The sequence below is a fragment of the Pseudomonas sp. 8Z genome (assembly GCF_902506535.1).
Classification (GTDB): Bacteria; Pseudomonadota; Gammaproteobacteria; order Pseudomonadales; family Pseudomonadaceae; genus Aquipseudomonas.
The window spans coordinates 94,444-107,903 of the sequence record NZ_LR733827.1 but is presented as its reverse complement, the minus strand read 5'-3'; the positions used below and the strand labels follow the sequence as shown (position 1 = coordinate 107,903).

The window sequence follows — 13,460 nt, the reverse complement described above, 5'->3', positions numbered from 1 at the left end:
CAGGGGCGTCGCCAAGCGGTAAGGCAGCAGGTTTTGATCCTGCCATGCGTTGGTTCGAATCCAGCCGCCCCTGCCATAACCTCCCACGGGAGGCATCGAAACCGAAAAGCACGAGATTCAACACAGAATATAGGGGCGTCGCCAAGCGGTAAGGCAGCAGGTTTTGATCCTGCCATGCGTTGGTTCGAATCCAGCCGCCCCTGCCATTTTCCATACCCATCCAGGTATACCCTCAGCCGGCAGGTACTGCGCGTGTCCAAGATGATGGTCTTCACGGGGAACGCAAACCCCGATCTGGCGCGACGGATCGTTCGTCAGCTGCACATTCCACTCGGCGATGCTTCGGTCGGTAAATTCTCCGACGGCGAAGTCATGATCGAAATTAACGAAAACGTCCGCGGTAAGGACGTCTTCTTGATTCAGCCGACTTGTGCACCCACCAACGACAACCTGATGGAACTGGTTGTGATGGCCGATGCCTTCCGTCGCTCTTCGGCGACCCGCATCACCGCCGTTATCCCCTACTTCGGTTACGCCCGCCAGGATCGCCGTCCGCGTTCGGCGCGCGTGGCAATCAGCGCCAAAGTCGTGGCCGACATGCTCACCGTAGTTGGCATCGACCGCGTACTGACCGTCGACCTGCACGCTGACCAGATTCAGGGCTTCTTCGACATCCCGGTCGACAACATCTACGGCTCGCCCGTACTGGTCGACGACATCGAAGATCAGCGTTTCGACAACCTGATGATCGTCTCCCCCGACATCGGCGGCGTGGTACGCGCCCGTGCCGTGGCCAAGAGCCTGGGCGTTGACCTGGCGATCATCGATAAGCGTCGCGAAAAGGCCAACCAATCCGAAGTCATGCACATCATTGGTGACGTCGAAGGCCGTACCTGCATCCTCGTCGATGACATGGTCGACACCGCCGGCACCCTGTGCCACGCGGCCAAGGCTCTGAAGGATCGCGGCGCCGCCAAGGTTTACGCCTACTGCACCCACCCGGTGCTGTCTGGCCGTGCCATCGAGAACATCGAAAATTCCTCGCTGGACGAACTGGTGGTGACCAACACCATCCCGCTGTCCGCTGCGGCACAGTCCTGCTCGCGTATTCGCCAGCTCGACATTGCCCCGGTCGTCGCCGAAGCGGTTCGCCGCATCAGCAACGAAGAATCGATCAGCGCCATGTTCCGCTAAGGAACAGGCCAGATCACACTGCCCCGCCTCGTGCGGGGCTTTTTGCCCTACCGCCCAAAGGCTGGTCGCAAGCCCCAAGGCGGTTTGGTTATTTTGGAGAAGTGAAATGACTGTTGAATTTGCCCTGAATGCCGAAGTGCGTTCCGACCTGGGGAAAGGTGCGAGCCGCCGCCTGCGTCGTAACGTCGCCATGGTGCCTGCCGTGATCTACGGTGGCGAGAAAGCCCCGCAATCGATCAGCCTGCTGGCCAAAGAACTGGCCAAACTGCTGGAAAACGAAGCGGCTTTCAGCCACGTACTGAGCCTGGACGTTGCCGGCACCAAAGAAAGCGTTGTAATCAAAGCCCTGCAGCGCCACCCGGCCAAAGGCTATGTTCTGCACGCTGACTTCCAGCGCGTTGTTGCCGGCCAGAAGCTGAGCGCCCACGTTCCCCTGCACTTCATCAACGACGCCACCTCCGTTGGCGTGAAGCAGCAAGGCGGCGAAGTGTCCCACACCATCAACGAAGTCGAAGTTTCCTGCCTGCCGAAAGACCTGCCGGAATTCATCGAAGTCGACCTGGCTGCCGTAGAAGTTGGCCAGAACGTGCACCTGTCCGACCTGAAACTGCCGAAAGGCGTTGAGCTGGTCGCACTGGCTCACGGTAACGACCTGTCCGTGGCCAACATCCACGCCAGCCGCGTTAAAGACGAAGAAGGCGCTGCCGAGTAATCGCAGCGCGGAACCCGCCCAGCAGGCGATCACGCTGGGCGAATTCCTCGAAAGGGCTCCTGTATGACTGCCGTACAACTGATCGTTGGCCTGGGTAACCCCGGCCCCGAATACGACCAGACCCGGCACAATGCAGGGGCCCTTTTCGTTGAGCGCGTGGCAGCCAGCCAGCGCGTCAACCTCTCCGTAGATCGCAAATATTTCGGCCTGGTGGGCAAATTCAACCACCAGGGGCGCGAAGTTCGCCTGCTTATCCCCACCACCTACATGAACCGCAGCGGCCAAGCCGTGGCGGCCTTGGCCAATTTCTTCAAGATAAAACCCGAAGAGATCCTGGTGGCCCACGACGAACTCGACATGCCTCCCGGCGTCGCCAAGCTCAAACAGGGCGGCGGCCACGGCGGGCACAACGGCCTGCGCGACATCATCGCCCAGCTCGGCAACCAGAATAACTTCCATCGCCTGCGGCTCGGTATCGGCCACCCTGGGCACGCCAGCCTGGTATCCGGCTACGTGCTCGGACGCGCCCCACGCAGCGAACAGGAACTGCTCGACCAGAGCATCGACTTCGCCTTGGACGTCCTGCCGGAAATACTCGCCGGCGACTGGACCGTGGCCATGCGTAAACTGCATAGCCAAAAGGCAACCAAGTAACCACCTTTCCCCCGAGGGACACATCATGGGATTCAACTGCGGCATCGTCGGCCTGCCCAACGTCGGCAAGTCCACCCTGTTCAACGCCCTCACCAAGTCCGGCATCGCCGCAGAAAACTTCCCCTTCTGCACCATCGAGCCGAACAGCGGCATCGTGCCCATGCCCGACCCGCGCCTGGACGCCCTGGCCGAGATCGTCAAACCCGAGCGGGTGATCCCCACCACCATGGAATTCGTCGACATCGCCGGCCTGGTAGCCGGTGCGTCGAAAGGTGAAGGCCTGGGCAACAAGTTCCTCGCCAACATCCGCGAGACCGACGCCATCGCCCACGTCGTGCGCTGCTTCGAGGATGAGAACGTCATCCACGTCGCCAACAGCGTCGACCCCAAGCGTGACATCGAGATCATCGACCTCGAACTGATCATGGCCGACCTCGATAGCTGCGAGAAACAACTGCAGCGCGTCGCCCGCACCGCCAAGGGCGGCGACAAGGAAGCCGTAGCGCAGAAGAACCTGCTGGAAAAACTCATCCCCCATCTCACCGAAGGCAAGCCCGCCCGCAGCCTGCTGAAGAACCTGGGTGACGACGAGAAGCGCCTGGCCAAGACCTTCCACCTGCTCACCACCAAGCCGGTGATGTACATTGCCAACGTCGCCGAAGACGGCTTCGAGAACAACCCGCACCTCGACGTGGTAAAAGCCATCGCCGAAGAAGAAGGCGCCATCGTCGTGCCGGTGTGCAACAAAATCGAGGCCGAGATCGCCGAGCTGGACGATCTCGAAGAAATGCAGATGTTCCTCGAAACCATGGGCATGGCAGAGCCGGGCCTGAACCGCGTGATCCGCGCTGGTTACTCGCTGCTCAACCTGCAGACCTACTTCACCGCAGGCGTGAAGGAAGTACGCGCCTGGACCGTCAAGGTCGGCGCCACCGCCCCGCAGTCCGCCGCTGCGATCCACACCGACTTCGAAAAAGGCTTTATCCGCGCCGAAGTCATCGCCTACGACGACTTCATCCAGTTCAAAGGCGAAGCCGGCGCCAAGGAAGCCGGTAAATGGCGCCTGGAAGGCAAAGACTACATCGTCAAAGACGGCGACGTGATGCACTTCCGCTTTAACGTCTGAGCCTGCCCCGCTCCCTCGAAGCCCCCAGCGGATCCACGCCGCTGGGGGCTTCGCGCTTATGGCCCCGGCGTCAGGCCGCCTCAGAGCGCTGCTCGAACACCTCCCGCGCCACCGCCAGGCCATTGAGTGCAGCGGGAAAGCCGGCATACACCGCCATCTGCATCATCGTCTCGACGATCTCGGTACGGCTGACACCGACGTTCAGCGCGCCATGCACATGCACCTTTAGCTGTGGCGCAGCATTGCCAAGGGCGGTCAACGCCGCCACCACGGCGATCTCCCGGCTTTTCAGGTCCAGCCCCGGCCGCGAGTAGATATCGCCGAACGGGAACTCCACCAGGTAGCGCGCGAAATCCGGGGCGATGCCAGCCAGACTCTCCACCACCCGCTCGCCGGCCTCGCCGTCAATCTCCTTCAGCCTGGCCAGCCCCCGCTGGTACCGACTTTCGTTGCTCATGCTCGTTGCCCCTCTCGGTTGATGACTCCAGCGCCAGGCGCTGCTCGCACGAGCGGTAGTGCTCGATCTTCGCTTGCAGCGCATCGGCGGCGCAGCGCATCGCTTCGATCTCGGCCAGAACCTCCGCGAGGTGTTCTTCCAGCATCTGGCGACGCGCCGGCACCGTCGAGTCTCCGGCGCCCCTCAGCGCCGCGAACGCCTGCATCTTGCCGATCGGCATGCGGGTCGTGCGCAGGCGCAGCAGGAACTCGATCCAAGCCATGTTCGAAGGCGCATAGCGGCGCTGTCCACTCGCCGTGCGGCCCACCGGGCCGATCAGCCCGATGCGCTCGTAATAGCGCAGGGTATGGGCTGTCAGCCCGGTACGCCGGGCGACTTCGTCGATGCTCAGATGAGGTTCCATGGGGCGATCCTAAAAGTTCGAGCGCGCTCTAAGTCAACCCCTTTCAGCATCCACGTCAAGCGCCGGGCAATGTCCGGTAGCCCAACCGACCCGCGTGACAGCGCCCCAGGTTAACGCCGCGCTTCAATCAGGTGCCGAGTCGAATACGCCACGAATGGACGCCCACCACGCGTCTGCTCATCGAGGGCCAGCAATACATCGTGGTACTTGCGCGTGGAGAAGTCAGGGAGAAAAAGGGGACGAAAAAGGGGGTCGCGGTAGAGACGGTGGTTACCCACCGCCCCCCGCACAGATCCGTACGTGCAGCATTACCGCATACGGCTCCTGCCTCAGGTTTTGACGCGAAAACGTTCTGCCGGGTAGGGGTGTGCCAACCTGACATAAGGTATGAATGCGTTCACCAGTCGCTTGAAGCGACGCCACGGTAAGCGGTGCTTCTGGCTGCGGCGTAGCACCGTTGTTGAAGCAGTGCCCCCGGCAGACCATGCCAGCGGCCACGTCATCCGGGTAACGCTTGCGCGTCGCTTTGTCCTGCACCAGCTCGATGGCGCCAAGCATGCCCAGACCACGAACCTCACCCACCAGCGGATGATCGGCCAGCTCACGTAGTCGTTTCTGCAAATACGGTGCCGTTTGCGCCTGGACTCGTTCGACGATGCCCTCGTCCTTGAGAATGCGCAGGTTCTCCAGCCCCACCGCCGCCGCCACCGGATGCCCGGAATAGGTGAAGCCGTGGTTGAAGTCGCCGTGCGCCTCGATCACCTCAAACACCTTGTCGCTGACGATCAGCCCGCCCATCGGCACGTAGCCGGAGGTCAGGCCTTTGGCAATGGTCATCAGGTCAGGCTTGAGGTCGTAATACTGGCTGCCGAACCACTCGCCGGTGCGGCCAAAGCCGCAGATCACTTCGTCGGCGACGAAGAGAATGTCGTACTTGGCGAGGATTTCCTTGATGCGTGGCCAGTAGGTTTGCGGCGGGATGATCACACCCCCGGCGCCCTGAATCGGCTCGGCGATAAAGGCCGCCACGTTTGCCTCACCCAGTTCGAGAATCTTTTGCTCAAGCTGGTCAGCCGCCCAGATGCCGAAGGCTTCCGGGGTCATATCACCGCCCTCACCGAACCAGTAAGGCTGCGGGATATGGGCGATCCCCGGAATCGGCAGATCGCCCTGCTCATGCATGAACTTCATGCCGCCGAGGCTGGCGCCGGCCACGGTGGAGCCGTGATAGCCGTTGTCGCGACCAATGATGACCTTCTTGTTCGGCTGCCCCTTGCACGCCCAATAGTGGCGCACCAGGCGCAGCATGGTGTCGTTGCCTTCGGAGCCCGAACCGGTGAAGAACACGTGGTTCATACCGACCGGCGCCAACTGGGAGATGGCCTGGGCCAGCTCCAACACGGGCGGATGGGCAGTCTGGAAGAAGGTGTTGTAGAACGGCAATTGGCGCATTTGCGTAGCGGCAGCTTCGACCAGCTCCTCGCGGCCATAGCCAACGGCCACGCACCACAAACCCGCCATGCCATCGAGGATCTTGTTGCCCTCGCTGTCCCACAGGTGCACGCCTTGGGCCTCGGTGATGATGCGCGGGCCCTTCTCGGCCAACTGCTTGTAATCACTGAACGGCGCCAGATGGTGGGCCTGGCTCAGGGCCTGCCAGTGTGCGGTCTTGGGGTTGNCAGACGCTCACCGGAGGTCAGGGCGTTGAAGATCAGCGGCGAGGACTTGTCGAAGACCTTGGTGATCATCAGCGGCTTGTGCACGCGCTGGCCGGTCGGTTGGCCGGACTGCGGGTCACGCGGGATGATGACCTGGTGGTTGTAGGCTTGAACCAGAATCTGGTCTTCATGACCTTCCTGGAAAATGTTGCCGACCGAGTCCTCGGTGAAGGTGCCAGCGGTGATCAAACCTTGTTTGGTGCCTTCGAGGGACAGATACGCGGGTGTTGGCATGAGTGCTCTCCTTGCCTGGGTCATGGATCGTGAGTGATCCGGGAGCCTGGACTAAAGCGAACGGCATGCCAGTTTTTGCAACTTTATATAGATCAATGACTTAATGTGACCAAAAGCAACCAAAAGGTCATATTGCGCATTAAGTCACGGAAAAGTGCGCAAGAAGTTGCGCACTACTGCGCAAGTTTTTGCGCAGTAGCTTCTAAGGCTTATCAACAAAGGCCTGCAGGAATCTATCCACAGGCTTATCCACATTTTGCTGTGCAAGAAGTTGCGCAATTGGCAACATCGATACTCCCCTGAAAAACGTCCTTCTCAAGCGGCAAACCCACTCGTTCACGCCTGGCCAAGCGCGCCGTAACGCACTTGGCTGAGCCACATCAGGCCAGTGCTTTCTTCTCGCGGATGCAAGTTGGCCCGGCAATGTCTACCACGGCATGTTCGACCTCTTTGCGCAGGCCAAGCAGGAAGGCGGCCTCAGCCACCACGAACAGCGGCCCGACGATCAAGCCCATCACATCGTCGACGAAGGCCGGTTTGCGCCCTTCGTAATAATGGCCGACGAACTGGATAACCCAACCGACCAAGAACAAACCAAGACCTGCCGACAACCAAAGTGCCGTGCTCGCCATCGCCAGCTTGGCGGCGCCCCACAGGCACAGCGCCAGCAGGGCCGTCATGACCAGGCCAAAGCGGCGGTCCAGACGCAAGTAAAACCAGACCGAGGCCAGCGCTGCCAGGCTCGCAGGCGCCAACCAAAAACCAGCCACGGCGAAACCGGGACGCGACAACAACACCGTCACGGCGAATACGATCATGGGAATACCGATGAAATGGCTGGCGATGTTGCGGCGGTCACGGTGATAGGCCGCATACTGGGCCAGGTGATCGACGAGGGTTTTCATTGTTATCGTCCTCTGAGGTGATACAGGCCGGAGCATCATCGCCCTGCCCTGCACCGCCACTCTGTCAGCTAGCCGACAATGCTGCCCAACACAGGAACCGCCATGCCCGACCCGCACACCCACCTCGCACGCCTGCTGCAAGGCCAGTGGTTCGCCGCCCTGCCACCGATATTGCGCGATGCCTTGTTGGAAATGGCCCAGGTGCAGCGCCTCGACGCGGGCCAACGGCTGTTCCGCCGTGGCGACAAGCCCAGCGGCCTGTATGCGGTGGTCGACGGTGCGATGCGCGTTGGCGCGGTCAGTGAGAGTGGCAAAGAGGCGCTGCTGACGCTGATCGAGCCGCCCTACTGGTTCGGTGAGATCTCCCTGTTCGACGGTCTGCCGCGCACCCACGATGCCTTCGCCGAAAGCCCCAGCACCCTGCTGCTGCTACCGCAGGCCGAGTTGCTCGCCCTGCTCGAACGCCAGCCGCAATACTGGCGCGACTTCGCTCTGCTGATGAGCCACAAGCTGCGCCTGGCGTTCCACGCCCTGGAAGACATGAGCCTGCTGCCGGCTGCGCCACGTCTGGCCCGGCGCCTGCTGCTGATTGCCGAAAACTACGGCGAAGGCGAGCCACGTCGGGTGCTGCACCTGGCCCAGGAACAGCTCGCGCTGATGCTCTCGCTGTCACGCCAGACCACCAACCAGATCCTCAAGGAGTTGGCGGCGCAGGGTATCGTCCGCCTGACCTACGGCGAGATCGAGATACTCGATCTGTCGCGCCTGCGTCAGGCGGCAAGCTGAACGGCCAAACGCCTGATAATGTCCAATCTGCTCAATTGCCCTGCAGGAAGCGTCATGCTGGAGAAGCCCCACACCTCGCTGCCCGAAGTCCTCGTCGGCCCGTTGCTGCGGCGCCTTGAGCCTGGCCGCCTGGTGCTGTGGCTGGTCGCCAGCGGCGAACTCACGCTGCAACTCTGGCTACAGGCGCAGGGCCAAACGCCGCGCAGCCTGCCGCTCGATGAGCACTGCCAGCGCCTGCCGCTGGGGCGCCACGCGGTGTTGCACCTGATCGACCTGCCGCTGGCCCAGGCGCTGCCACAAGACGTACGCATCGCCTATGACGTGCAGATCATCGACGGCAACAGCGCGCGCGGCATGGCCGACTGGGCGCCGCACCTGCTTTACGACGGTGCCGAGCATGCCGACTTCGTCCTGCGTTCTCGGGTCGACCAGTTGCTCCATGGTTCCTGCCGCAAACCCCATCATCCGGCAAGCGACGGCCTGCTCTGCGCCGACCGTCTACTGGCCACGCCGCACGAAGCAACGCAGCGTCCGGCCCTGCTGCTGATGAGTGGCGATCAGGTCTACGTCGATGACGTAGCCGGGCCGATGCTGCGCGCCATCCACCAGTTGATCGCACGCCTCGGTCTGTTCGACGAGCGCCTTGAAGGCGCCTTGGTCGAAGACAGCCAGGCGCTTTATGCCGACCCGGTCGGCTACTACCAACGCGCCGACCTATTGCCCGCGCTGAAGAGCAACCAGACCCTGCGCGATAAATTCTTCGGTGGCGTGGAAAAACCCATTTTCACCAGCAGCAGCGCCGACAACCATCTGGTGACCTTCGCCGAGATGGTCGCCATGTACCTGCTGGTCTGGTCGCCAGTGCCCTGGACACTGATCGAGGAAGGCCAGCCGCCGCTGAGCGACGCGCAACAGCAACGCTATGCCAGCGAACGTCAGCACATCGAAGCCTTCGCCCAGAGCCTCGGCCAGGTCGCTCGTGTGCTCGCCCACCTGCCGACGCTGATGATCTTCGATGACCACGATGTCACCGATGACTGGAACCTCTCGGCGCGCTGGGAGCAAACCGCCTACAGCCACCCCTTCTCCAAACGCATTATCGGCAACGCCCTGCTCGCCTACCTGCTGTGCCAGGGCTGGGGCAATCAGCCGGATGCCTTCGCCGAGCCGCTAAAGGCCTGCGCCACACTGCTGCGCGAACGCCAGGAAAACCACCTACAGGCCGATGCACAAGACGCGCTGATCGACACCCTGTTGCACTTCGAGCACTGGCATTACGTGCTGCCGACTACGCCGGCGCTGCTGGTGCTCGACACGCGCACGCGGCGCTGGCGCAGCGAAGGGCATCTGTCGCGGCCGTCAGGATTGATGGACTGGGAAGCCCTGTGTGAATTTCAGCAGGCATTGCTCGACCACCCGAGCTGCATCATCGTCTCGCCCGCGCCGATGTTCGGGGTCAAGCTGATCGAAGGTATCCAGAAGCTCTTCACCCTGGCCGGGCACCCACTGATGGTCGACGCCGAGAACTGGATGGCCCACCGCGGCGCGGCCAGCGTGATGCTCAATATCTTTCGTCACTCACGCACGCCGGGGGATTTCGTCATCCTCTCTGGTGACGTGCACTACTCCTTCGTTTACCGCGTACGCATCCGCCACCGTCGCGCTAGCCCGACCATCTGGCAGATCACCAGCAGCGGCATCAAGAACGAGTTTCCGGCCAAGCTGCTGGACTGGTTCGATCGCCTCAACCGCTGGCTTTACGCCCCAGCCTCGCCGCTCAACTGGCTGACCAAACGCCGCCGCATGCGCGTCAGCCCAATCATCCCGGATCGCAGCCGCGCAGGCGAACGACTGTGGAACGGCGCAGGGCTCGGCCAGGTGTTCTTCGATGAGCAGGGCCGGCCCAAACACATCCTCCAGCTCAGCGCCGATGGCTCGGAGCCGGTAGCCTTCATCGCCGAGCGTGAAACGAGCGAAACGGCAACGCGACTCAAGCATACCGACCGCACAGCGGCCTCGACGGACAGCGGCGCAAACCGCCGCTAAGCCCGCGCCGCTGGCCGACTGAGCCACCTGAAACAGGCGCTCAGCCAGCAAACATCTCAGCGGCTGGCGGCGGCCTCTTCCTCTTGCTCCTCGCGTCGATACGCCCAGCGATACAGCGCCGGCAATACCAGCAAGGTCAGCGCGGTGGACGACAGAATGCCGCCAATCACCACAGTCGCCAGTGGGCGTTGCACTTCGGCGCCGGTACCGGTGGCCAGGGCCATCGGCACGAAGCCCAGCGAGGCCACCAGAGCGGTCATCAGCACCGGGCGCAAGCGTTGCAGGGCGCCTTCGGTGACGGCACGCTGCAGGCTCATGCCTTCTTCTCGCAGGTTGCGGATGAAGGAGATCATCACCAGACCGTTGAGCACCGCCACCCCCGACAAGGCGATAAAGCCGACCCCGGCGGAAATCGACAAGGGAATGTCACGCAGCCACAGCGCCATCACCCCACCCGTCAGGGCGAAGGGGATGCCAGTGAACACCAGCAGGCCATCGCGCACGTTGTTGAACATCATGAACAACAGCATGAACACCAACAGCAAAGCGACCGGCACCACCACCTGCAAACGCTTGGCGGCTGATTGCAGTTGCTCGAACTGCCCGCCCCAGCTCGTCCAGTAACCGGCCGGGATCTTCACATCGCTGCGAATCTTCCCTTCGGCCTCCTGAACGAACGAGCCGATATCACGCCCGCGCACGTTGGCACTCACCACCACCAGACGTTTGCCATTCTCGCGGCTGATCTGATTGGGCCCTGGCGCCAGTTCCAGCTTGGCCACTTCCGACAGGGCAATAAAGCCGACACTGGTGGCCGCGCCAGCGGCAGGTACAGGGATCAGCAGGCGCGACAGGCCATCGATGTCGGTACGCAGGTGTTCAGGCAAGCGCACCACCAGATCGAAGCGACGATCGCCCTCGAACAAGGTGCCCGCACGGCGGCCACCGACCGCCACGGCAACGGTTTCCTGAATGTCGCCGACATTCAGGCCATAACGCGCGGCCTTGTCGCGGTCGATGGCAACCGTCAGCACCGGCAGGCCAGTGGTCTGCTCGGCCTTCACTTCGGACGCGCCCTCGATGCTACCCAGGGCCTGCGCCACTTCGGCAGCCGTGCGGTTGAGCTGAGCCATGTCGTCACCGAAGATTTTCACCGCCACGTCGCTGCGCACGCCGGAAATCAGCTCGTTGAAGCGCAACTGAATCGGCTGCGACAACTCGTAGTTGCTGCCTGGCACCAGCTCGGCGGCGGCCTGCAACTCGGCGATCAGGGTTTCCCGCGATTTGCCCGGGTCAGGCCACTGGTCGCGCGGTTTGAGCATGACGTAGCTGTCGGAAATGTTTGGCGGCATCGGGTCGGAGGCGATCTCCGCCGTCCCCGTACGCGCAAAGACGCGCTCGACTTCCGGCATCTGGGCCAGCACGGCTTGCTCCAGCCGTTTCTGCATATCCACCGACTGCGTCAGGCTAGTGCCGGGAACGCGCAACGCCTGCAAGGCGAAGTCGCCTTCGCTGAGGCTGGGGACGAACTCGCTGCCCATGCGCGTGGCCAGAAAACCGGAGAACAACACCAGCACCAGCGCGCCACCAAAAGCCTGCAAACGATAGCGCATGACCTTATCCAGCACCGGCTCGTAAGCACGGCGGGCAAAGCGCATCAGTACGTTTTCCTCCTCCTTGACCTTGCCGGTGACGAACAGCGCGATAGCCGCCGGCACGAAGGTCACCGACAGGATCATGGCGCCGAACAGCGCAGTGACCACAGTGAAGGCCATGGGGTGGAACATTTTGCCCTCAACCCCAGTCAGGGCGAAGATCGGCAGGTACACCACCATGATGATCAACTGGCCGAAAATCAGCGCACGGCGAGCCTCCTTGGACGCGGCAAACACCTCATGCAGGCGCTCGCTGCGGGTCAGCTCGCGGCCATACTTTTGCTGCGCGTGGGCCAGACGGCGAATCGCGTTCTCGACTATCACCACCGCGCCATCGACGATGATGCCGAAGTCGAGCGCCCCCAGACTCATCAGGTTAGCGCTGACCTTGTTGCTGAACATGCCGGTGAAGGTAAACAACATCGACAACGGAATGACCATGGCGGTGATCAGGGCCGCGCGGATATTACCGAGGAACAGGAAGAGGATGACGATAACCAGAATCGCCCCCTCGATCAGGTTCTTCTTCACCGTGGCGATGGCCTTGTCCACCAGATTGGTCCGGTCATAGACCGTGACCGCCACCACCCCTTCGGGCAGCGAACGGTTGATCTCTTCCAGGCGAGCAGCAACGGCCTGGGACACGCTGCGGCTGTTCTCGCCAATGAGCATGAACACCGTGCCCAGCACCACCTCGCGACCATTCTCGGTAGCCGCACCGGAGCGCAGCTCACGACCGAGCATCACCTGCGCCACATCGCTGACGCGGATCGGCGTGCCATCGACGTTGGCCACGACGATGTTGGCGATGTCGTCCAGGGTTTCCAATTGCCCAGGTGCGCGGATCAACAGTTGCTCGCCATTGCGCTCGATATAACCGGCACCGACGTTGGCATTGTTGCGCTCCAACGCCAGCAGCAGTTCACCCAGCGTCAGTTTGTAGGCGGCCAAGCGCTTGGGATCGGGCGCGACCTGAAACTCCTTGGCGAAGCCGCCAATGCTATTGATCTCGGCCACCCCCGGCACCGTGCGCAGTTGCGGCTTAATAATCCAGTCCTGAATCACCCGCAGATCGCTCGGCGTGTAAGGCGTGCCATCTTCCTTGAGAGCGCCATCCTTGGCCTCCACCGTCCATAGGAAAATCTCGCCCAGGCCGGTGGAAATCGGCCCCATGGACGCTTCAACCCCTGCGGGCAACTGTTCCTTGGCGCTTTGCAGGCGCTCGTTGACCAACTGCCGGGCGAAGTAGAGATCGGTGCCGTCCTCAAAGATCACGGTGACCTGCGACAGCCCCGAGCGCGACAGCGAGCGGGTCTGTTTCAGGTGCGGCAGACCCGCCATGGCCGTCTCGATGGGGAAGGTGATGCGCTGCTCGGTTTCCAGCGGTGAAAAACCGTCGGCTGCGGTGCTGATCTGCACCTGTACGTTGGTGATGTCGGGCACGGCGTCGATTGGCAGTTTCTGATAACTGGCCACGCCCACCCCAGCCATCGCCAACACGGCCAGCAGCACCAGAAAGCGCTGCTCTATGGCGAATTGAATGATGCGTTCAAACATGAAAAATACTCGT

At 62.2% G+C, this 13,460-nt stretch carries 11 protein-coding genes, 2 tRNA genes and 1 pseudogene; 8 read left to right on the top strand and 6 right to left on the bottom strand.

What is annotated here, in order from left to right:
* Nucleotide 1: 1 nt before the first annotated feature.
* The 6 genes from AERO9A_RS13230 to ychF all read left to right on the top strand — a co-directional run bounded on the left by AERO9A_RS13230 (nucleotide 2) and on the right by ychF (nucleotide 3,686).
* Nucleotides 2-76: transfer RNA gene (locus tag AERO9A_RS13230), tRNA-Gln, on the top strand.
* Between the two features lie 55 nt (nucleotides 77-131).
* Nucleotides 132-206, top strand: a tRNA-Gln gene (locus AERO9A_RS13225).
* 46 nt (nucleotides 207-252) lie between these two features.
* Nucleotides 253-1,194, top strand: a complete 942-nt coding sequence (locus AERO9A_RS13220) for a ribose-phosphate pyrophosphokinase (protein WP_159972426.1) — start codon at nucleotides 253-255, stop codon at nucleotides 1,192-1,194.
* A 106-nt stretch (nucleotides 1,195-1,300) separates the two neighbouring features.
* The gene (locus tag AERO9A_RS13215) at nucleotides 1,301-1,906 is read left to right on the top strand and encodes a 50S ribosomal protein L25/general stress protein Ctc (protein WP_159972425.1); all 606 of its coding nucleotides are present in this window, start codon (nucleotides 1,301-1,303) and stop codon (nucleotides 1,904-1,906) included.
* 63 nt (nucleotides 1,907-1,969) lie between these two features.
* Nucleotides 1,970-2,560: an aminoacyl-tRNA hydrolase gene (gene pth, locus AERO9A_RS13210; RefSeq protein ID WP_159972424.1), complete on the top strand. Its 591-nt coding sequence runs from the start codon at nucleotides 1,970-1,972 to the stop codon at nucleotides 2,558-2,560.
* Between the two features lie 25 nt (nucleotides 2,561-2,585).
* Nucleotides 2,586-3,686, top strand: coding sequence for a redox-regulated ATPase YchF (gene ychF / locus AERO9A_RS13205; RefSeq protein ID WP_159972423.1), 1,101 nt, complete (start codon nucleotides 2,586-2,588; stop codon nucleotides 3,684-3,686).
* A gap of 70 nt (nucleotides 3,687-3,756) precedes the next feature.
* On the opposite strand, the gene AERO9A_RS13200 is transcribed toward ychF, so the two are convergent.
* The 5 genes and pseudogenes from AERO9A_RS13200 to AERO9A_RS13180 form a co-directional block, all read right to left on the bottom strand.
* On the bottom strand, nucleotides 3,757-4,143 hold the full coding sequence (locus AERO9A_RS13200) for a carboxymuconolactone decarboxylase family protein (RefSeq protein ID WP_152488005.1): 387 nt from the start codon (nucleotides 4,141-4,143) through the stop codon (nucleotides 3,757-3,759).
* Nucleotides 4,091-4,546 carry a MerR family transcriptional regulator gene (locus tag AERO9A_RS13195; protein ID WP_159972422.1) on the bottom strand — a complete coding sequence of 152 codons (456 nt, stop codon included), beginning with the start codon at nucleotides 4,544-4,546 and terminating at the stop codon, nucleotides 4,091-4,093. Before AERO9A_RS13195 ends, AERO9A_RS13200 begins: the two co-directional genes overlap by 53 nt.
* Before the next feature lie 453 nt (nucleotides 4,547-4,999).
* A pseudogene (locus tag AERO9A_RS13190) lies at nucleotides 5,000-6,224 on the bottom strand (aspartate aminotransferase family protein); the annotation flags it as partial.
* A 1-nt stretch (nucleotide 6,225) separates the two neighbouring features.
* On the bottom strand, nucleotides 6,226-6,498 hold a 273-nt coding region (tssD, locus tag AERO9A_RS13185; RefSeq protein WP_159974046.1), incomplete at its 3' end, for a type VI secretion system tube protein TssD.
* 380 nt (nucleotides 6,499-6,878) lie between these two features.
* Complete coding sequence (locus tag AERO9A_RS13180) at nucleotides 6,879-7,403, bottom strand: DUF962 domain-containing protein (protein ID WP_159972421.1); 525 nt, start codon at nucleotides 7,401-7,403, stop codon at nucleotides 6,879-6,881.
* A gap of 102 nt (nucleotides 7,404-7,505) precedes the next feature.
* Between AERO9A_RS13180 and AERO9A_RS13175 the strand changes: the two genes are divergently transcribed.
* On the top strand, nucleotides 7,506-8,189 hold the full coding sequence (locus tag AERO9A_RS13175; RefSeq protein ID WP_159972420.1) for a Crp/Fnr family transcriptional regulator: 684 nt from the start codon (nucleotides 7,506-7,508) through the stop codon (nucleotides 8,187-8,189).
* A gap of 54 nt (nucleotides 8,190-8,243) precedes the next feature.
* On the top strand, nucleotides 8,244-10,235 hold the full coding sequence (locus AERO9A_RS13170; protein ID WP_256665960.1) for an alkaline phosphatase family protein: 1,992 nt from the start codon (nucleotides 8,244-8,246) through the stop codon (nucleotides 10,233-10,235).
* Nucleotides 10,236-10,291: 56 nt separating this feature from the next.
* Here the strand turns inward: AERO9A_RS13170 and AERO9A_RS13165 are convergent, their stop codons facing one another.
* On the bottom strand, nucleotides 10,292-13,447 hold the full coding sequence (locus AERO9A_RS13165; RefSeq protein WP_159972419.1) for an efflux RND transporter permease subunit: 3,156 nt from the start codon (nucleotides 13,445-13,447) through the stop codon (nucleotides 10,292-10,294).
* Nucleotides 13,448-13,460 lie beyond the last annotated feature (13 nt).

Excerpts from the sequence above, each read along its gene's own strand:
- AERO9A_RS13200 (WP_152488005.1), bottom strand. The coding sequence starts at position 4,143 with ATGAGCAACGAAAGTCGGTACCAGCGGGGGCTGGCCAGGCTGAAGGAG.
- AERO9A_RS13215 (WP_159972425.1), top strand. The coding sequence starts at position 1,301 with ATGACTGTTGAATTTGCCCTGAATGCCGAAGTGCGTTCCGACCTGGGG.
- ychF (WP_159972423.1), top strand. The coding sequence starts at position 2,586 with ATGGGATTCAACTGCGGCATCGTCGGCCTGCCCAACGTCGGCAAGTCC.
- AERO9A_RS13165 (WP_159972419.1), bottom strand. The coding sequence starts at position 13,447 with ATGTTTGAACGCATCATTCAATTCGCCATAGAGCAGCGCTTTCTGGTG.
- AERO9A_RS13175 (WP_159972420.1), top strand. The coding sequence starts at position 7,506 with ATGCCCGACCCGCACACCCACCTCGCACGCCTGCTGCAAGGCCAGTGG.
- AERO9A_RS13170 (WP_256665960.1), top strand. The coding sequence starts at position 8,244 with ATGCTGGAGAAGCCCCACACCTCGCTGCCCGAAGTCCTCGTCGGCCCG.
- pth (WP_159972424.1), top strand. The coding sequence starts at position 1,970 with ATGACTGCCGTACAACTGATCGTTGGCCTGGGTAACCCCGGCCCCGAA.
- AERO9A_RS13180 (WP_159972421.1), bottom strand. The coding sequence starts at position 7,403 with ATGAAAACCCTCGTCGATCACCTGGCCCAGTATGCGGCCTATCACCGT.
- AERO9A_RS13195 (WP_159972422.1), bottom strand. The coding sequence starts at position 4,546 with ATGGAACCTCATCTGAGCATCGACGAAGTCGCCCGGCGTACCGGGCTG.